Origin of the sequence: Shewanella denitrificans OS217 (genome assembly GCF_000013765.1) — a bacterium.
Taxonomy (GTDB): domain Bacteria; phylum Pseudomonadota; class Gammaproteobacteria; order Enterobacterales; family Shewanellaceae; genus Shewanella; species Shewanella denitrificans.
This window is the reverse complement of the sequence record NC_007954.1, coordinates 2,352,135-2,372,060: the sequence shown is the minus strand read 5'-3', so window position 1 is coordinate 2,372,060 and position 19,926 is coordinate 2,352,135. Positions and strand designations below refer to the sequence as shown.

At 44.3% G+C, this 19,926-nt stretch carries 16 protein-coding genes; 4 read left to right on the top strand and 12 right to left on the bottom strand.

The genetic code is table 11. The features are described 5' to 3' along the window. Positions 1 to 258: 258 nt before the first annotated feature. The 3 genes from SDEN_RS10430 to SDEN_RS10420 all read right to left on the bottom strand — a co-directional run bounded on the left by SDEN_RS10430 (position 259) and on the right by SDEN_RS10420 (position 4,896). The gene (locus SDEN_RS10430; RefSeq protein ID WP_011496440.1) at positions 259 to 867 is read right to left on the bottom strand and encodes a hypothetical protein; all 609 of its coding nucleotides are present in this window, start codon (positions 865 to 867) and stop codon (positions 259 to 261) included. A 254-nt stretch (positions 868 to 1,121) separates the two neighbouring features. Beyond that, positions 1,122 to 3,746 (bottom strand): bifunctional acetaldehyde-CoA/alcohol dehydrogenase, encoded by a 2,625-nt coding sequence (gene adhE, locus SDEN_RS10425; protein ID WP_011496439.1) that lies wholly within the window; start codon positions 3,744 to 3,746, stop codon positions 1,122 to 1,124. 271 nt (positions 3,747 to 4,017) lie between these two features. Further along, positions 4,018 to 4,896 (bottom strand): sensor domain-containing diguanylate cyclase, encoded by an 879-nt coding sequence (locus SDEN_RS10420; protein ID WP_011496438.1) that lies wholly within the window; start codon positions 4,894 to 4,896, stop codon positions 4,018 to 4,020. 453 nt (positions 4,897 to 5,349) lie between these two features. Between SDEN_RS10420 and SDEN_RS10415 the strand changes: the two genes are divergently transcribed. The 3 genes from SDEN_RS10415 to SDEN_RS10405 are packed head-to-tail and all read left to right on the top strand — an operon-like array spanning position 5,350 to position 10,821. Beyond that, entirely contained in the window at positions 5,350 to 7,920 is a 2,571-nt protein-coding gene (locus tag SDEN_RS10415; RefSeq protein ID WP_011496437.1) for a sensor histidine kinase, read from the top strand. Then, a complete protein-coding gene (locus tag SDEN_RS10410) occupies positions 7,892 to 8,257 on the top strand; it encodes a response regulator (RefSeq protein WP_041405761.1) in 366 nt (121 codons plus the stop codon). Before SDEN_RS10415 ends, SDEN_RS10410 begins: the two co-directional genes overlap by 29 nt. Then, complete coding sequence (locus tag SDEN_RS10405) at positions 8,254 to 10,821, top strand: EAL domain-containing protein (RefSeq protein ID WP_011496435.1); 2,568 nt, start codon at positions 8,254 to 8,256, stop codon at positions 10,819 to 10,821. Before SDEN_RS10410 ends, SDEN_RS10405 begins: the two co-directional genes overlap by 4 nt. 101 nt (positions 10,822 to 10,922) lie before the next feature. Here the strand turns inward: SDEN_RS10405 and SDEN_RS10400 are convergent, their stop codons facing one another. The 9 genes from SDEN_RS10400 to SDEN_RS10360 form a co-directional block, all read right to left on the bottom strand. Next, a complete protein-coding gene (locus tag SDEN_RS10400) occupies positions 10,923 to 12,266 on the bottom strand; it encodes an anti-phage deoxyguanosine triphosphatase (protein ID WP_011496434.1) in 1,344 nt (447 codons plus the stop codon). Between the two features lie 168 nt (positions 12,267 to 12,434). Beyond that, positions 12,435 to 13,022, bottom strand: a complete 588-nt coding sequence (yfbR, locus tag SDEN_RS10395; protein WP_011496433.1) for a 5'-deoxynucleotidase — start codon at positions 13,020 to 13,022, stop codon at positions 12,435 to 12,437. A 109-nt stretch (positions 13,023 to 13,131) separates the two neighbouring features. Beyond that, the gene (locus SDEN_RS10390; protein ID WP_011496432.1) at positions 13,132 to 14,346 is read right to left on the bottom strand and encodes a pyridoxal phosphate-dependent aminotransferase; all 1,215 of its coding nucleotides are present in this window, start codon (positions 14,344 to 14,346) and stop codon (positions 13,132 to 13,134) included. Between the two features lie 420 nt (positions 14,347 to 14,766). After that, complete coding sequence (efp, locus tag SDEN_RS10385) at positions 14,767 to 15,327, bottom strand: elongation factor P (protein WP_011496431.1); 561 nt, start codon at positions 15,325 to 15,327, stop codon at positions 14,767 to 14,769. A gap of 2 nt (positions 15,328 to 15,329) precedes the next feature. Next, positions 15,330 to 16,553 carry an elongation factor P maturation arginine rhamnosyltransferase EarP gene (earP, locus tag SDEN_RS10380; RefSeq protein WP_011496430.1) on the bottom strand — a complete coding sequence of 408 codons (1,224 nt, stop codon included), beginning with the start codon at positions 16,551 to 16,553 and terminating at the stop codon, positions 15,330 to 15,332. Positions 16,554 to 16,647: 94 nt separating this feature from the next. Further along, positions 16,648 to 17,175 carry a flavodoxin FldA gene (fldA, locus tag SDEN_RS10375; RefSeq protein WP_011496429.1) on the bottom strand — a complete coding sequence of 176 codons (528 nt, stop codon included), beginning with the start codon at positions 17,173 to 17,175 and terminating at the stop codon, positions 16,648 to 16,650. 52 nt (positions 17,176 to 17,227) lie between these two features. Then, entirely contained in the window at positions 17,228 to 17,500 is a 273-nt protein-coding gene (gene ybfE / locus SDEN_RS10370) for a LexA regulated protein (RefSeq protein ID WP_011496428.1), read from the bottom strand. Positions 17,501 to 17,509: 9 nt separating this feature from the next. After that, positions 17,510 to 17,731, bottom strand: a complete 222-nt coding sequence (locus SDEN_RS10365) for a DUF2788 domain-containing protein (RefSeq protein WP_011496427.1) — start codon at positions 17,729 to 17,731, stop codon at positions 17,510 to 17,512. Between the two features lie 270 nt (positions 17,732 to 18,001). Further along, complete coding sequence (locus tag SDEN_RS10360; protein WP_011496426.1) at positions 18,002 to 18,763, bottom strand: alpha/beta fold hydrolase; 762 nt, start codon at positions 18,761 to 18,763, stop codon at positions 18,002 to 18,004. A gap of 327 nt (positions 18,764 to 19,090) precedes the next feature. Between SDEN_RS10360 and seqA the strand changes: the two genes are divergently transcribed. Continuing rightward, positions 19,091 to 19,852, top strand: coding sequence for a replication initiation negative regulator SeqA (gene seqA / locus SDEN_RS10355; RefSeq protein ID WP_011496425.1), 762 nt, complete (start codon positions 19,091 to 19,093; stop codon positions 19,850 to 19,852). Positions 19,853 to 19,926 lie beyond the last annotated feature (74 nt).

Here is a 19,926-nt window from a genome sequence, read left to right as displayed (position 1 = left end):
GTGGACTTGAGAGTATTGGAAATAGAGCTTGAGAGTACAGAGAGCGGCGTGAGTCCCATAATATGGCGTCCTTGACGTTGAATTATCGTTATTGTTTTATGACATAACAATATATTCCCGAAGGCTTAAGTGCAGCAATTAACTACATACGTATTCAGGCTGGTTTGTTGTTTAAACGGTATTTTTTATTGTTATGGCGATAATGGGCAATGTTAATGTCATCATTCAACCGTCACGTTTCTGCAATGCTTATACGCTTTAGTTCATCTCTTGCAGCCGCTTGGCTTGTTGCTTGGCTTGTTGCTTGTTTATGCCTAAGGCTTCGGTGAGGTAACACATCTTAGTCATTTGGAACATGCCCACTAAAATGGCGGTTTTGGCTTGGTTCATCTGTAGGTTGAGCACCAGCATGGTGGCCTGGGTTTCATCCGCATCCTGTTTAGCCGCTAAGGCTGCTTCGCTTATTTGCTTGTTGGCTAACGCTTGTTCGTCAATCATCTGATTAAACTCTGTGAGGGCCTCGGCTTGATAGCAGGTGAAGCTTTTATCCAGTTCAGCTAAAAAGCCTTGATATTGAGTCAAGTATTCCCGTGCCACAGTAATAATTTGTGCTGAAGAGGCCTGCAGTTTAGCGATATTGTCGCTGTGCAGTACGGCGATGGCGCTTTGGCTTTCATCCATGATCTGGTTGATATCATCCATGATATTGAGCTGTTGATGAGAAAGACTATTGGCACGGGCAACTATCCCTTGAGTGTTTTTCTCAAAGCTATCTATGGCCTGTTGATTCTTGCTGGCATAAGCCAATGACATTCCACTAGTTGAAATAATGGCGATGAGGCTTAAGCGAATAAATGTAGCTACCATGATACTTCCTTGTGGTTAAATTCTATCGAGAAAATAATATTTAACTCGATGTAAAACAAAGAGAACATAACTATGGTTGGAATCGATGTAAACAGATTTTGTGCTGTTTTCCTTTAGCACTTGGCAATCTCATGATTAAGTCGTAGAACAGTATTCTTTAAAGGAACTAATAAAAAGCACTAGCCATAAAAAGCCTCGAGGGATGCTCGAGGCTGAGATGAGTTGTCATTGCCAAGTTGACAAGGCTTTGTGGTTTAGCTTTGCACGCTATCTTGATATTGACGGCCGTAGAAGCTGTCTAATAACACTTGCTTCAGCTCGCTTATCAAGGGGTACCTTGGGTTGGCACCGGTACATTGGTCATCGAAGGCTTCTTCTGCCAGCTCATCTAGCTTGGCGATGAAGTCGGCTTCTTTGACGCCCGCTGCTTGTATAGATGCAGGAATGCCAATCGTCTCCTTGAGCTCATCGATTTTCTCGAGCAATTTCTCGACTTTCTGCGCATCGGTTTTCCCACCTAATGTTAAGTGATCGGCAATGGCTGCGTAGCGGCACAGGGCTTTTGGTCTGTCGTATTGGCTAAACGCCGCTTGCTTGGTTGGCATGTCGGTGGCGTTAAAGCGGATCACGTTATTGATCAATAGCGCATTGGCCAAACCATGGGGTAGGTGGAACTCGGCGCCTAACTTATGGGCCATTGAGTGACACACACCCAAGAAAGCATTAGCAAAGGCGATACCGGCTATGGTGGCGCCATTGTGCACTTTCTCTCGGGCCACGGGCGCGTTTGCCCCTAAGGTATATGCATCTGGCAAGTGCTTAAATAATAAGTCTAAGGCCTGCAGTGCTTGACCATCACTGTACTCGTTCGCCATCACGCTGACATAAGCTTCAAGGGCATGAGTGACAGCATCTATCCCACCAAACGCGGTTAATGATTTTGGCATGTCCATCACCAAATTAGGATCAATAATAGCCATGTTGGGGGTTAATTGGTAATCGGCGATGGGGTATTTTTTACCTGTCACTTCATCTGTGACCACAGCAAAGGGCGTCACTTCAGACCCCGTGCCAGAAGTGGTTGGAATGGCAACCATTTTGGCTTTTACGCCCATTTTAGGGAAGGTGTAAATACGTTTACGTATGTCCATAAAACGCAGGGCTAAGTCGGCAAAATCAACTTCTGGGTGCTCATACATGACCCAAATGATTTTGGCGGCGTCCATAGGCGAGCCGCCGCCCAGGGCGATGATCACATCGGGTTGGAAGCTTTGGGCCACTTTGGCGCCTTCTCTAACGATAGCTAAGGTGGGATCGGCTTCCACATCATAAAACACTTCAGTTTCTAAGCCTTGGGCCTTAAGAATTTTTAAGGTTTCGTTGCAGTAGCCATTATTGAATAAGAATCTATCTGTGATGATGAGGGCGCGTTTCTTGTCACTGAGTTCCTCAAGGGCAATGGGTAAGCTGCCACGGCGGAAGTAGATAGAAGATGGAAGCTTGTGCCACAACATGTTTTCGGCCCTCTTAGCGACAGTTTTCTTATTGATTAAGTGGCTAGGTCCCACGTTTTCAGAAATCGAGTTACCACCCCATGAACCGCAGCCTAAGGTGAGTGATGGGGCCAGCTTGAAGTTGTATAAATCGCCGATGCCGCCTTGAGACGCCGGGGTGTTAATTAGAATGCGGGCGGTTTTCATTCTAAAGCCAAAGGTTTTCACCCGCTCGCCTTGGGTGTCTTGGTCGGTATATAAGCCTGATGTATGGCCAATGCCGCCCAAGGTCACTAAGGCTTCGGCTTTATCCATAGCATCATTAAAATCTTTAGCGCGGTACATGCCCAATAGCGGTGATAATTTTTCATGGGCAAAGGCTTCTTCATGGCTAATGTCTGTCACTTCACCTATCAACACCTTAGTGTTATTAGGCACGGTAAAGCCCGCCATTGCCGCAATAGCCACAGCGCTTTGGCCTACGATGGCGGCATTTAACCCCATCTCTGTGGTGCCTAAGTTTTTAAGGATAACCCCTTGCATAGCCTTGGTTTCAGCCTTAGAGAGCAAGTAACCACCGTGGCTTGCAAAACGCTCTTTCACTTGCTTGTAGATGCTATCAACCACGATAACCGCTTGCTCCGAGGCACACACCACCCCATTGTCGAAGGTTTTTGACATTAAAATTGAGCTGACAGCGCGCTTAATGTCGGCGGTTTCATCGATCACTATGGGAGTATTACCTGCGCCCACACCTATGGCGGGTTTACCAGAAGAATAGGCCGCTTTCACCATGCCAGGACCGCCGGTGGCAAGAATTAAGTTAATCTTGTCGTGGGTCATTAACTGGTTTGAAAGCGCGACACTGGGCTCGTCAATCCAGCCGATAATATCGGCAGGCGCGCCGGCTTTCACCGCAGCGTCTAGCACGATACGCGCCGCCGTGGTGGTGGAGGCTTTGGCGCGAGGGTGGGGCGAAAACACTATGCCGTTGCGGGTTTTAAGGCTGATAAGCGCCTTAAAAATGGCCGTTGACGTTGGGTTTGTGGTGGGCACAATACCGCAAATGATGCCAACAGGCTCTGCGATGGTAATAGTGCCGAAGGTTAAGTCCTCGGCTAAGATGCCGCAGGTTTTCTCGTCTTTATACTTGTTGTAAATGTACTCTGAGGCAAAGTGGTTTTTAATCACCTTGTCTTCCATGACGCCCATGCCGGTTTCTGTGGCGGCCATTTTGGCTAATGAAATGCGCGCGTCGCTTGCAGCGAGGGCGGCGGCTCTAAAAATCTTATCCACTTGTTCTTGGCTGAAATTGGCGTACTCGGCTTGGGCCTTAGCAACGCGCTCAAGCAATAGATCAAGTTCCTGGGTGTTAGTGACTGTCATAGTAAGTTTCCTGTAAAAATATTCAGCAAAAGCCCTGTTTTGCAAAATTTTCTCTATGGTTGAAAGTTACAGGTAAAGGGGGATTAATTCTGTGATTGTGGGCGCAGAATTGGCTTTATCTGTAATTTAATTACAGATAAAGCCAACAAGCTCAACCTAATGTGATCGGTATTATGAGGCAAGCACGAGTTCATTAAGGGGATATGACAGGTTGAGAAAAAGAGTGGATAAATGGGCACAAGCGCAACTGCGTCGAAATGGCATAGCAAGGTTACGCTTTTTTAGTCGCTAATTGAGCTGACTTGTTTTTATACATGGCTTTATCGGCAAAGGCTAATAAGGTGTCTAGACTCGTGCCATCTTGAGGGTAAATGGCCGTACCTATGCTGCAGCTAAGGCGAAAACAAATATTGTCTATTTGCAGTGGCTGACTAACGAGTGAAAATAACTGTTCGGCGATAGATTCTATGTCTGTAATGGCTGAGGTGTGTTCCAGCAAGAGCACAAACTCATCACCACCAAAACGGGCTAGGGTGTCCGAGGCTCGGATAACTTGCTTAAGTCTTTTAGCAAATTCAACCAATACCGCATCGCCAATGGCATGGCCATAGCTGTCATTGATGGCTTTAAACTCATTGATGTCGATAAATAACAGGCAAAATGACAATGAATGACGCTCGGCGTTGGCGAGCGCCTGAGTTAGCTTTTCCATTAACAGGCAACGATTGGAAATTTGAGTTAGGTGATCATGATAGGCAAGATGTTGTAATTTTTGGGCTTCTTCTATTCTACTGCTGATGTCTCGGTTAATGCCTAAGGCGCCGATCATTTGCTGGTTTTCATCGAAAATGGGCACGCACATGGACTCTATCCAGCCAACATGACCATCCTTATGCAGCATACGAACTTCACCGGACCACTTACCCTCGGCCATTACTGCGGCTATCACCTGTTCGGTAATATGCGCCGTGTCTTCTGGTACATGCAAGATACACACAGGTTTGCCGAGCACTTCGGCTTTGCTATAACCATAAAGCCGCTCCGATCCCTTGTTCCAATCTATGATGGTGCCGACAATGTCGGTGACAACCACGGCATCGAACAGGTAATCGAAGGCCTGGGCCCGCTGTTTTATGATTTCAAGTTGCATATTATGATCCTAGTGCTCATTTTCTGAGTCTTATGGGACAGTGATTTGCGTACTGAATATAATCCTATTGTTACTTATTTAGCCAGAAAAGCCAAAAGCTATATCTCTGACCTAAATCCATAATGCCGGTAAGTGCTGATCAATAAACTACCAATGCTAACCCTTTTCCATTTAACCGGCATTCATCAGACCTGTGAGGATGAAAACTGTAACCTGCATCATCCCCGCTAGTCAGATGGTTTGTCGGTTTAATCCTGGTATGTGTTCAAATGATACCCAAATCCATCAAAGTGTTGACGGCAGAAAATCCAGATAGAGATAATAATTTCAGTTATTTACTTAAGCGTGCATTTATATATTCAATTTAAGACTACACTGAATGATTAGTCATTGAATGGCAGAATAAATATGTTTATTTACTTCACTTTATCGCCATATGCATGGGAGATCTAAGTGAAAATTCCCCTTTCAATGACTAAATCTGTCATCCTTGCTGTGGCTCTTTTGCTGATATTGTGGGCCGCTGTCATCGTTAAAACCTGGCTGCTTATTCAGCATGAACAACGACAGTCAATCCTTGATGAATATTATTTACTCACAGATCAAGCTTATGAAGCGTTAAATAATAGCTTTAATCTATTCAATATGTTGGGAATAGAGACTCAAGATGAAGGCGAACTCGCTGCTGAATATTTAGCTAAGGTACAGAAGACTTACGATATTTTGGCTCCCAACACTTGGCTGAAAAACTTGAGTGTTGTGTTTATCGCCGAAACGAAGGAAAACCTACAATTAGACTTAATCTGGCAAAGTGATCCTAACGAGGCTAACTCAATAAAGTTTTTGGCTGGCTCAGGTGATACTGAATTGCGTGAAATTTTACTCGGTACGTCTAAAGAGATTGATTGGAAAAATGTCAACAGTAAGCATTTATTTATCGTGCCTTTCAACGAAAGAGTGGAGGATAGTGAGCAAAAGCTCTATCACCTCACCGAGTTGCTTGGTGAGGAACAAGGGGACGTTCAAAAGGAAGCGACAAAACACCGTTATATTGTCATATTAGAATTATCGGCAACCAGCTGGTTTAGTCAATATAAAAAAGGCATGCCTCCCTGGCTTTCCATACAATATCTATTGTTGAGTGATTTTGAATTACAACAACCAGAAGCATTCTCGAAAATAAAGAATTTTAACCATGTAGATTACTCAAACCTTCATGTTTTACCAAGAATAAATACCAGCGAAATAAACAATGTTGAGCACAATAGAATAGCGGTATTATCAAAAGGTACGCTGCCATTTGTTTTTGTCACTGCCTTTGATGCGAGTAAAATCTCTGCAAGTCCATTCAGGCATCGTTTATTTTTGATAGTTTTAGCTTTTGGCTTATTTATAATGATAACCATAGTGTTTTATGTCTATCGTTTAGAAACTGACAGGGTCAAGTTAAATCTGGCTGTGTCCGCAGCTACGGATAAGTTGTTATATGCCAACCAAACGGTAGAGCAGCAAAAAAACTACTTGAAGGAAATTATCAACAGCAGCATTAATGGCATAGTGACGGCATCAAGGAGTGGCATAATTGAAAGCTTTAGTAAAGCCGCGGAACATATATTTGGCTGGTCAGAGCAAGAAGTCATTGGGAAAAATTTAACACTTTTGATGCCTGAACCTTTTCAAAGTGAACATGATGGCTATTTACACCGTTATCATAAAGCTAATGAAAGCAAAGTCATTGGAGTTGAACGCTTAGTTAAGGGTAAGCACAAAAATGGATTTATCATAGATATTAAATTAGCTGTACTTGCAAGTGAAATCAATGGTCGTTCAATTTTTATTGGCTTCATTGGTGATATGAGTGAAACAGAAACACTGAGGTTTGAACGAGAGACATTCTTTGATATCTCACCCGAATTAATTTGTTTAATCAGTGCCGACGGTTACTTCAAACAAGTGAATCAGTCATGGTGTAACCTACTAGGCTACAACATGGAGGAACTGCTCAACACGCCATTTGCTGATTTTCTGCATCCAGAGGATAGAGCAAGCGGCATGGATGAAATGAACAAATTACAGACTCCTGGTTATAGAACGGTTAACTTTGATAATCGGTATCGTGATAAATCGGGAGCATATCACTGGTTTCAATGGAATGCGGTACTTAATCATGGCAATGACATTATCTATGCAAGTGCTCGTGATGTGACCAAAGAAAAAAACCAACAACAATTTTTACAGCAAACTAATGAAAAGATGCGGTTAGTCAATACTAAACTACAGCAGTTAGATGGTTTGAAATCTATGTTTATTGCCACTATGTCACATGAATTGAGAACACCACTCAATTCTATTATTGGCTTTAGTAGCGTGATGTTGCAGGGACTTTCAGGTCAATTAACAGGGGTTCAAGTTGATCATTTAACTCGGATCCACAAGGCTTCACAACATTTACTCACTATTATCAGCGACATTATTGATGTGTCAAAGATTGAAGCAGAGCGATTTGATTCTGCCAATGAGTCGTTTTATTTACACGAAGTTGCACAAGAAGTTATTACCTTAGCTCACGGCCTGTCGATGCAATATAAGATTGCAGTGGTAATGGTGATTTCACAAGAACTGATATTGTTTACTGATCTTCGGCGAGTTAAGCAAGTCTTACTTAATTTAGTCAGCAATGCCATTAAATATTCCTTACAAGGGCAGGTCACCATAACCGCTTCTGTCGAAGGTTTAAACATTTTGATGTCTGTCATAGATCAAGGTATTGGCATTCGTGAGCAAGATATTCCCGCTTTATTTAAGCCATTTTCAAGGTTAGATGCCATGCGTGTTGAACGTAGTGGTACTGGATTGGGATTATATTTAACAAAAAAAATTGTCGATGGGATTTTGTTAGGTTCAATTACCGTGACAAGTTCGGTTGGTGTGGGTTCTCGTTTTGAGGTGATAATACCAAAGACGCGGGATTGGCAGTTACACAGTGGACAGTATAATGACACAACTTACCGCGCTGATTATTGAGGACAATCTTGATAATATGGAACTTATTAGTTTTATATTACGAGCTAACAATATCGACGTTATTCCGGCATTCGATGGATTAACGGGCCTGGCTTCGGCGAAGCAATGTGAATACGACTTTATATTGCTCGATATACAACTGCCAGATATTTCAGGATTCGAAGTGATAAAGAGGATGCGCGCTCAGGGTGTAAATAAACCTGTGATTGCTGTGACGTCTTATGCCATGTGTGGTGACCGTCAGCTGCTATTGGCATCGGGTTGTGATGGATATATAGAAAAGCCAATAAACCCAGAGTTGATAATTTCGCAAATTATGCAAGTGGTGAAAATATGAATATATTGATTGTCGAGGACGACGAAAACTCACGGGTATTACAAGATGTATATTTATCTGCCGATGGACACAGTGTCACTTCAGCCAAAGATGGGGAAATAGCTATCTTGCAACTATTACAGCATACCCCAGATATGATAATTTCGGACATTCTCATGCCAGTAATGGATGGGTTTGAGTTTTGCCGTTGGGTGAAAAATCATCCACAATATAAGGACATCCCTTTTGTTTTTTATACTGCCACCTACGTCGAATCGAAAGATGAACAATTAGCGTATGCGCTAGGCGCTCAGCTATTTCTAATTAAGCCACTGGAGCCATTAGAGTTTATAAAGCGCATTAAAGGAGTGGTAAAAGATACATCATTAGGAAAGCTTACACCTGTAAGTATTGATGAAAATGAAAGTATTACGCAGCAGGAATATATTAAATTTTACAATTCTCGTATTAGAAAAAAATTAGACAAAAAAACTTTGGAACTGAACTCTGAACAGGAGGTTAGCCAGCAACATGAGAAAAATTATCAACGTTTAGTGGAGAGTTTAGATGTTGGTGTATTAGAGCTTGATCTAAAATTATTTATTTTGAACGCAAATAAAGCATGGCATAAACTACTGGGGGCAGCACTGGTTAAATTAGAGACTAATATGAGTTTCACTCAGTTATTCTCCACAGAGAATGCACTTATTTTACAGAGTGAGTGCGCGAAAATTATTGCTCAATCACAATTTAATTCAACCCAAACCATGCAGTTGAAAATGCTGGGGATAGAACATGACGTGCTATGGCTGAATCTGAGGCTGTCCGCGGTTATGGAAAATAATCACGTTATTGGTTTTTCTGCGATAATTTATAATATTACAGCGAGTTTGATTGACAGGCAAAAAATAGAGCGTTATTCGAGTATTTTTAACCATACTTCTCATGGGATCTTGGTATTGGATCATAATGGAAAAGTCGTCGAGGTTAATCCCGGGTTTCTAGCCTTGACTGGCCTGCCCATAGAGCCGTTCCTTGGCCGAGATTTTACTAAATTAAATTCAATAAAATTTACCAAGGAACAAAGAGCGAGTTTACGCTTATATATTAAGGCCGGTAAACCCTGGCAAGGTGAAGTAGTACATATACACTTAAATGGGATATCTAGAATTAGTCTGTTAAGTTTATTTGTATTACCTAGCCAAATGGTTGAACTACAGCAATTAGTGTGTTTTTTTACCGATATAAGTGACATAAAATCTTATCAAGATCAATTGCTGTATTTAACACGTCACGATAAAAATACCGGCCTTTACAATCGACTTCATTTTGTCACTTTACTCGATTATGAGTTAAAGCGTTGTGCAAGAGATGGTAGGCAGTTGGCTGTTTGTTTTTTAGATGTTGATAATTTTAAAGACATTAATGACACGTTTGGTCACGCCATTGGCGATGAGTTTATTGCTCTGCTAGCAACTAATCTTAAGAACAAGTTGCGACAAACGGATGTGATAGCGCGTTTTGGGGGAGATGAATTCATTATTTTCTTTGAAATAGAAGCCGAGCAGCAGAGTGCGGAGCAATCTATTACCAATATTCGCCAATTAGTGTCTGGTGAATTTATTACCAGCCAAGCGGTGATCAACGCGTCAGTGTCTCTTGGAATAGCGATTTATCCCAATGACGGACTCACTTCTGCGGAATTAATTAAAAATGCTGATACGGCAATGTACCATGCAAAAAAACAGGGTGTAGGCAGTTTCGCCTATTATCGTCAAGCACTTACAGAACAAGTGGTACGACGTATTTCGATCGTGGAAGATATTAAACAGGCATTACTGCTTAATCAATTTGAAATGTGGTATCAGCCTCAAATTGATGTGATCACCGAAGAAATTTCTGGTGCCGAGGCGTTAATTCGTTGGCAACATCCAACGAAGGGACTTATCAATCCAATAGATTTTATCCCTTTGGCAGAAGAATTAGGCCTCATAGCTGAGGTCGACCGTTGGGTAATGAACTCGGTATTTAATCAAGTTTTTAAGTGGCATGAAAAAAAGCTGTTTTTTGGTAGAGTGGCTTTAAATGTATCAACCAAGACCTTCAAACAATCAAAATTTAGACAACACTATGCTGAGGCTATTTCGCAATATCAGATAGACCCCAGTCATATTGAAATAGAAATAACTGAAGGTGCTTTTTCAGATGAGGAGGATATCTCACCTTTTCTGCAAGAATTACAGTCCCTAGGTTACGGGATTGCTATTGATGATTTCGGTACGGGTTATTCATCCTTATCAAGACTCAGATCCATACCTGTTAATAGGCTGAAAATAGACCGTAGTTTTATTGACCCTATAACAGACTCTCTCGCGGCTAAAGCCTTAGTGAAGTCCATTATAAATTTGGCACATTCACTGGACTTATGTGTCATTGCTGAAGGGATTGAAACCCAGCAGCATTTGACCATATTGAAGGAATTAGGCTGCAATCATATGCAAGGCTATTATATATCACGGCCACTACCTGTAGCCTTGTTTGAGATGTTTGTACAATCCTATTGCCCCAATCCCACTGGAACCTGACGTCACAGCATCACTCTCGTGGCAAGAGTGATGTCCAACTATTTTACATACATTCTCTATGGCGGAATTCAGAGACTAATTCGAGTTAATTTGACGAGGGATCACTGACCTAAATCCATAATGCCAGCAAATTTGGGGTCGAACAGTTGCTGATGCAAACGCCCCGCAAACTCATCTGTCATCCCTGAAATATAATCGGCAATCACCCGCATGGGATCCTGTCCGGCTTCACAGGCTTGGTGCCAACGGCTCTGAGTATTAAGCGGCAGCAAGCGTTCGGGATCGCTGGCAAAGGCTTCAAATAACTGCATCACGATTTGCTGGCCTTTATATTCTAGCATTTGAATTTCAGGTTTTCTGACAACATGCCTAAGCACAAACTGCTTGAGCACTTCCAATGCGGTGGCAAATCCAGGCTCCAATGTGGCATTGTATTTCAGCAGTGGATCACTGAAGTCTGGATGTTCTTCGATTAAAATGGCGGTGACAAACCCATTGACTAAGGTACCTATGGCATCTTTTCTGAGGTGGTGCTCACTGGAAAACAGCTTGTTGCCTATGGAGGAAAATTCCTTGGCCACCCATGCATCGTCACTCTGACTTAGGCAGGCGGCCACATCTTTGTCCCATTGCTCCCTCGTGACTATCCCCATGACGATGGCATCTTCTAAATCGTGCACCGCATAAGCTGTGTCATCGGCAAGCTCCATGATAGAGCAATCAAACGATTTATAAGCGGTTTTTCTGTGGGGATAACTTAGGTTATTGCTCAGAGGGGCAAGGCTCATAAATTTGTCTCTGTCTGCCGCCAGTAATGGCGCCAGCACCCAATCAAAATTGTCCTTATCCTCATTGAATATGCCTTTGACCGGTGTCCACTGTGAGGGTTTGAGCTGCCGATAGTTGGCAGGGGGGACAGAGCCTTGGTCAATATACATTTGCGAGCGAATAGCCGGGTATTTAAGTACGCCGAGTAAGGTTCTACGGGTAAGATTCATCCCCCAAGATAAGGTATAAGGCTCAAGGCGGGTTAGGATGCGAAACGTCTGGCCATTGCCCTCAAAACCGCCATGCTCACGCATCATGTAATTGAGCGCCACCTCGCCGCCATGGCCAAAGGGGGGGTGACCTATGTCGTGGGCCAGACACAAAGATTCTATCAAGCTCATGGAATTAAACAGAAACTTAAGCTGCGGGTATTTACGCTTAAGCTGCGCGGCTATGCCGGTGCCAATTTGTGACACTTCTAAGGAGTGAGTCAAGCGAGTACGATAGAAGTCATTCATACCCACACCCAGCACTTGAGTCTTAGCTTGTAGGCGCCTAAAGGCGGCGGAATGCAAAATCCGCGCTCGGTCACGCTGAAACGGGCTACGGTGATCGTTGCGCCTGTGTTTGTCTTCGGCCAGCGGTCTTTCATGCCAAGGGCTGATGACTGGTGGCACGTCTTGATTGCTTAAGACTGCAGAATCGATAATCACGGCTTTTGATGTCAGTTTACTCGGCACGATTTTGGTCACGTTATTCATCACTTTATTGGTCATGTTACTCACAGTGGCTTTAGGCATAAAAGGCAGCGCTATGCTATTGATTTAACAAACACGGACTTAGCCCTAGAGCATCTGGTTAATTTCATCTAAATCTAAGGTAAAGCTTGGAATAAAGCAGTCCCTGAAAAATTTAACCGCTGGGTTTGGGTTGGCATCTAGCATGGCCTCGAGGCGCTGCTTAGCACTATTAAACTCACTGTTGCCGGCTTTTTGTTCCTCTAGACACTTAAGATAGGCGCACAAAGTATCGGCGGATTTCACTAGGGCTTTATACTCAGGATCCGCAGCCGAGCTGTCAAACAGGCTCAAGTAGTCTTGCTTGAACTCCTCTGGCACCATCTCCAACATGCGCTGCTCGGCGATGGCTTCAATTTTCTTGTACTCGGCTTCGATTTCTTTATTGAAATACTTAACCGGGGTGGGCAAGTCGCCGGTTAATATTTCGCTGGCATCGTGGAAAATGGCGATGGTGGCGGTCTTGTTGACATCTAAATGGGTGGCAAACTTTTTATTGCTGATAATGGCTAGCGCATGGGCCACCATGGCCACTTGCAGTGAATGCTCCTGCACATTTTCTCGACGCACGTTGTACATTAATGGCCAGCGCTGAATAAGTTTCATGCGGGCTAGGTGGGCAAATAGATGACTCATGGGACTCCTTTATTCCAATAGGCATGGTGCTGAGCTTATCATGGCGTGCGGGCAAAAAAAAAGCGACTCTTTTGAGTCGCTTATCTAGCATTAGTCTAGTTTAAGCATATCACTGCCGATAGTCTTCGAGAAACTCGCCAAAATGGGTTAAGGCTTTGGTTAAGTCTTCCTTATGAGGTAAGAAGACCACCCTGAGGTGATCCGGCTCAGGCCAGTTAAAGGCACTGCCATGAACGAGGAGGATTTTTTGGCTCTTAAGTAAGTCCAGCACTAAGCGCTCATCATCCCTTAAGTTAAACTTTTTCATATCAAGCTTTGGGAAGGCATACAAGGCGCCCTTAGGTTTCTTACAACTGACCCCAGGGATTTGATTGAGCAAATCAAAACACACGTCGCGCTGCACCGTTAATCGGCCATTGGGTAAGATAAGTTCATTAATGGACTGGTAGCCACCGAGCGCAGTTTGAATGGCGTGCTGATTAGGTACATTGGAGCACAAGCGCATGGACGACAGCATTTCTAGGCCCTCGATATAACTCTTGGCTATCTTTAAGTTACCAGAGAGCATCATCCAGCCCACCCTAAAACCGGCGGCGCGGTAGGCTTTAGACAAGCCATTGAAGGTCACGGTAAGAATATCGTCAGACAATCTCGCCGCTGGCACATGCTGGGCTTCATCGTACAAAATCTTATCGTAAATCTCATCGGCAAACAGGATAAGGTCGTGCTGGCGACATAATTCAATCACCTCTAACAGCAAGGCTTCACTGTAAACCGCGCCAGTGGGATTGTTGGGGTTAATTAAGACGATGCCGCGAGTGCGCGGGGTGATCTTGGCTTTAATGTCATTGAGATCGGGGAACCAATCGGCCTCTTCATCACAGCGATAATGCACCGCCTTGCCGCCAGAAAGATTGGCTGCCGCGGTCCACAAGGGGTAATCGGGGGAGGGAATTAAAATCTCATCATCGGTATTCAGCAAGCCTTGTAATGCCATCATGATAAGCTCTGACACCCCATTGCCTATGTAGATGTCCTCGATGTCGACCCCAAAAATCCCCTGTGCTTGATAATGCTGCACTATGGCCTTGCGGGCAGAGAATAATCCTTTTGACTCACAATAGCCTTGGGCACTGGGTAAATTGAGAATAACGTCCCTGACAATTTCCTCAGGGGCTTCAAATCCAAAGGGCGCTGGGTTACCTATATTGAGCTTTAAGATGCGGTGACCTTCCTCTTCGAGGCGGCGGGCTTCCTTGTGGACTGGGCCGCGGATGTCATAACAGACGGAATCGAGCTTATTGGATTTGATAATAGGGCGCATGAATGGACTCTTTAAAATAGCTAACTAGACTAAAACAACATAAGTGTCAGAACCATAACTAAAAATTACCGCCAGAGGAAGGGGCTGATGAGCAAAGTTAAGGGTATTTTTTAAGATTTATCTGCTGAGAGTGGGTGGTAAGTAAAACTTAAATAGTGTTTTATGCTGAAATATTGTGTAAGTGCGGAGTTTTTAACTGATAGCTTGTAGGTTCTAAGGCTGATGTTCAGAATTCTAGGTTCTAGGTTCTAGGTTCTAGGTTCTAGGTTCTAGTTAATGGTTAACGGATAACTGATTACGGACTACGGATTACGAATAACGGATAACAGACTACAGATAACGGTTAACAGATGGCAAATCTTGGCCATAAAAAAAGCCAGCAAATGCTGGCTTAGGGTACTGAGTGAACAAGTTGGCGGATTAAGCGCGCTTCTTGAATTCACCAGTGCGAGTGTCGATTTCAATCTTGTCGCCAACTTTAACGAAGTCAGCCACAGTCACAGTACCGCCGCCAGTGATGGTTGCAGGCTTCATGACTTTACCAGAAGTATCGCCACGAGCTGAAGGCTCAGTGTAAATCACTTCACGAACAATATGAGTCGGTAATTCAACAGAAATTGCCTTGCCTTCGTAGAAGGTCACTTGGCAAGTTTCTTCCATACCATCGATGATATAGGCTGCAGCATCACCTAGGTTGTCAGCTTCAACGTCATACTGGTTGTAATCAGCATCCATGAAAACATACATAGGATCAGCAAAGTAAGAGTAAGTGCAATCAAGACGTTCAAGAACGATAACGTCCATCTTGTCTTCGCCTTTGAAGGTCTGTTCTGTGCCAGAATCAAGCAGCACGTGCTTTAACTTCAATTTTACGATAGCAGCGTTACGGCCAGAACGGGTAGTTTCAGTTTTCTGCACAACCCATGGGCTGCCATCTAACATGATCACGTTACCAGGACGGATTTCATGAGCAGTTTTCATTACTATATTCCTATTTTCGGTTTTTCAATTTTAGCGCGGCTCGATTTGCTGTTGACGAAATTAATCAGTCGAGTAGCGAGATCCGCGTCATTTAAAGCGTCAACGGGCCATTGTTGTAGATGGTGTTGCCCATCTTGTAACAAGGACAAATCAACAGAATTTAGTTGTTCCCAGTGGCTTAGCACTGAGTTTGACTCACCAGTGTTGAACGCGATATTAAGCTCAGACCAGTGGTTTGCCAATTCAGGAGCCAGATTATCGCAGTAAATTTCCAGAAAAGCTCTTAATTTTACCAGATGATAGTCATCTTCTTGGGGATATATGTGCCAAATAAAGGGTTTAGCTGCCCATTGTGCCCGTAAAAAGGAATCTTCACCGCGGACTATATTGAAATCTGCCGACCACAGCAGTCTGTCATAGCCTTGCTGATCTGTCATCGGCAAGATATGAATGGTTAAATTGCCTAAGTGAAATTGCTGACCGGGCATAATATCTGAGGCGTCACAATTAAGCAGCGCGGTTAAGCTATTTAAGCTGCGTCCCTTTGGGATCAGCGCATGGACTTTATCTTTACTTTGTTGCCACAGCTTACACAGGGCAGCAAGGGCAGGGGTTTCATAACTAAAGATGCTAATCACAGTGTCAGCAGGGTCAATGCCCTTGAGCCCAAGTTGAGTAAACAAGTTCACTTTATTGCAGGTGTCGGCCTGCCAGGCATCACGCTCGCTAAACAAGCCTTGCTCACAGATAAGCCCGCCACTTTTATCACTGAAACCCGGGAAGTAAAAATACTTAAGTAAACCATTAGTTTGCATGGAGGGCAGGCCGTGGCAGCCATCGACCCAAGCTTCGGCGCACAGGTACTCAAGGTTTAACCATACAGGCACTGTCTGCTTGGCGGCGTTAAGGCGGCTAAGTTCATCTTTAACAGACGCTGGCAGTTCACAGGCAAAGGCTTCAATCAATACATCGCCAGCACAATAGTCTTGGCTTAGGGGCTGATCCCACAGTTTAATGGTCACGCCATCGAAGTGTTGCGATCTTTGCTTGATATCGAGGGCGGGCAGAATATGAGCAAAACTTGCCAAGCAGTCGACCCACAAGGTGACATGGATGCCGTATTCCTTATGCAGCTGTTTGGCAAGGCGCCAGGTGACGCCGATATCGCCGAAGTTGTCCACCACTAGGCAGAAGATATCCCAGCGGCTGGCAGTAGTCGTTTTCATTCAATATCACATATACGCCAAGCGGCGAGAAAAAAGGGATAAAAAAAGCGGCCAAAGCCGCTTTGTTCAGGTACTGTCAGCTACTGACTTAAGACTAGTCAGCTAATTCTGCTAAGCACATTTCTTCATAAATTTGCTTAACCCAAGCATCGACGCGGCCTTCGGTTAGCTCTGGCTGACGGTCTTCATCTATGCCTAAGCCGATGAAATGCTTGTCATCCACTTGGCCTTTAGAGGCTTCAAAATCATAGCCTTCAATGGGCCAGTGACCGACAATAATGCCGCCGCGGGCTTGGACTATGTCACCCACCATGCCCATGGCATCGAGGAAGTATTCTGAATAGTCTTCTTGATCGCCACAGCCGAAAATAGCCACTAGCTTATCAGTAAAATCAATTTGCTCAAGTTCAGGGAAGAAGTCATCCCAATCACACTGAGCTTCGCCATAATACCAAGTTGGGATGCCAAACAGTATCATATCGAACTCGGCGATTTGCTCTTTAGTGCTCTTAGCGATGTCTTTAACATCTACCATCTGCTTACCCAGTTTTTTCTGGATCATTTTGGCGATGGCTTCGGTGTTGCCAGTGTCGCTACCGAAAAAAAGACCTACAGTTGCCATTGTCTATCCTTTAAATATTGAATTCGCTGTGTGCGATGTCTGAAAATAGCCTTCAGCCGTCCACTCGTTGCTGTAAAATTAACTCGATGAGCTGACTGCGGCTGATATTACTTGCCAAAGCCTGTTGATTCAAGGCGTCATACAAATCTTGTGACACCTTTAACTCTATTCGTTTTAATCCATTGGCACGGTCGCGCTGAATTTGATTACGTTTATTGACCTTAAGCTGCTGTTCCCGAGTCAGTGGATTACTTCTCGGACGTCCGCGACGTTTCTCAGAGGCAAAAAGGTCGATAGTGGTTCTGTCTGTTGCTTCTTTTGCCATGTTGTTTACTTAACCGATCCCTGAGCCTTCCCAGGTCATCTGAATAATACCCTTTACAATAAACCCGGCGCAGCCAAGAAATAATACAGCCCAAACGATGTAGCGACCAAATTTGGGCACTTGTCCTTGCTTGAGCACATCGTGGATGGCCATGCCGATAAAGAAAAATATCGCCGCAAAAAATAGGTTTAACCCTACGGACTCGATTAGATCCATGTATTGGTTCAACATCTGACTCTTTCCCCTACAGCTTAAGCACTTAGCAAATGTCTGGCGTTTGGACGGGGTTAACTGAGTAAAACCTTAACCGTCATTACACTAGGCCCATTAGCAAGGCTAAAAAAAGAGGCGAGAATATAGCACATCGTCCAGTGAGGGGCTATATGCTAGCGCGAAATTGGGTCATTCTCCTATTGAATTTACCCTTCAGTTTAACTCTCGGTCGTCAAGCCATGCTGACACTGAGCTTATATTGAGGTGTTGTAAATGGCGCTTATGAGGTTAACGGCCCTGTTCACCGACAAATTCTGCCACTAAACGATTAAAAATCTCAGGCTTTTGCGCGTGCAGCCAATGGCCCGCGCCATTAATGGTTTTGGCTTGTACCTTAGGGAACTGGGCCAAAATCCCTTGTTTGTGCTCGGCGCCCACATAATCTGAATCACCGCCTCTGATGATAAATGCAGCTTTAGTGTATGGGGCCGCGTCTATATCCCAGGCGATTAATTTATCATAACTAGCGATTAAGCCTTCAAGATTCATCTTCCAACCAAAGCCCACCTCTGCACGGCGCAGACTCTTGAGTAAAAACTGCGCCGTGGCATTGTCTATTCCCGCCTCGGTCAGATGAACAAGGGCGCTATTTCGAGTGGTATTGACTAAATCTAAGCTATTGAGCCCAGCAAACACAGTTTGATGCCGTGGTGGGTAGGCGGCGGGGGCGATATCGGCGGCCACCACAGAATCGATACGTTCTGGATACAAGAGCGCTGTGGCCATGGCGATTTTGCCGCCCATGGAGTGGCCCACTAAATGCGCCGAGCTTAAGTCTAAGGTGTCGAGTAACTGGATCACGGCTTCAGCCAATAGGGGATAATCCATCTGCTGCCAATGTTCGCTGAGCCCATGATTGGGCACATCGACGCGAATAACTTGGTGGGTTTTTTCAAGCTCATGACTTAAGGATTTTAAATTATCTAAGTCACCAAACAAACCATGAATGAGGACGACTGCTTGGCCTTCGCCACTGACTACAAAATGCATGGATAACCCTTTGGCTAGACGTAAAATAAGAAAGCTCAAGTTTGCCAAACAAAGCAGGCTCACTACAAGCCTGCCGTGCTAATTAGCGGGCTTATGGGCGGGTTTTTAATTTTGATTGCTGTTTTTTGCAGCAAGTGTCAGTCAAAACCGCTAAAAAGCCCGCATTTAGGATCATTTAGACTTTAACCTTTACAGTGAGTTGGCATACACTGGCAGGCGATCAACATTCTGTCCCCTGGGATCGAAACGCGGATCAACGAGATCATATTGTTATAAAACCCTCAAGAATAATAGTCGTCTAGGCACTGGCTCAAAGGAAGATAGGTTATGAAATACATAGAGGTAGATGAAGAGCTCTATCGTTTTATCGCAAGTAAAACAGAGCGTATTGGCGAAAGCGCATCGGATATATTACGCCGTTTGCTGACCTTGCCAGTAGACACAGTCACGCCTTTTGAGCCTAATGCCATTGATGAACCCAGCCTAGATGTGGCCCATCATCAAGCCAGTAATTTTGCCGCCTCAAACCAAGAACAGCAAACTGGCCATGGACATGCTGGCGAGCCAAGTGCCGTTCAAACTCCAGAGTCAAACGACTATGCTAAGGCTCAGCCCCACAGCAGCGGTTATCAACCTGGGCAGCTTGAAGGCCATAAGAGTGAGCCTCAAACCTTAGCTCAGCTGAATAGCCAGCCCTTGGCTGTGGGTCAATCAAGCCAATCTGCAACGAGCCAGGTGGATTTTAATGCCTTAGTGAATGAGCATCTGCTCAGTCAGCAAAAAGGCGCCGTGGGCCGTTTTATGTGGTTACTGGAAGGCTTAGCGGCATTGGCGCCAAGCCAGTTTAATAAGGTCTTACTGGTTCAAGGTAAAGGCCGGCTGTATTTTGCTCGCTCAAAAGACGAGTTATTGGCATCAAGCGCCTCGGCGAACCCCAAGGAAATTGGCACCACGGGTTACTGGGTGACCACCAATAACAATACCGCTAAAAAACAGGCCATCTTAGTGGAAGTGCTCACTAAGCTGCACTGCGATGAAACCTTGGCAAGCGCTATTGCCGATCGCATTTGTGACAAGGTCGCAGGATAGATTTCATTCTTGTGCTTTGTCTTGTTTTAGCCTTGTTAATGAGCCGTTTATATCAATGATATTCACACCATTGA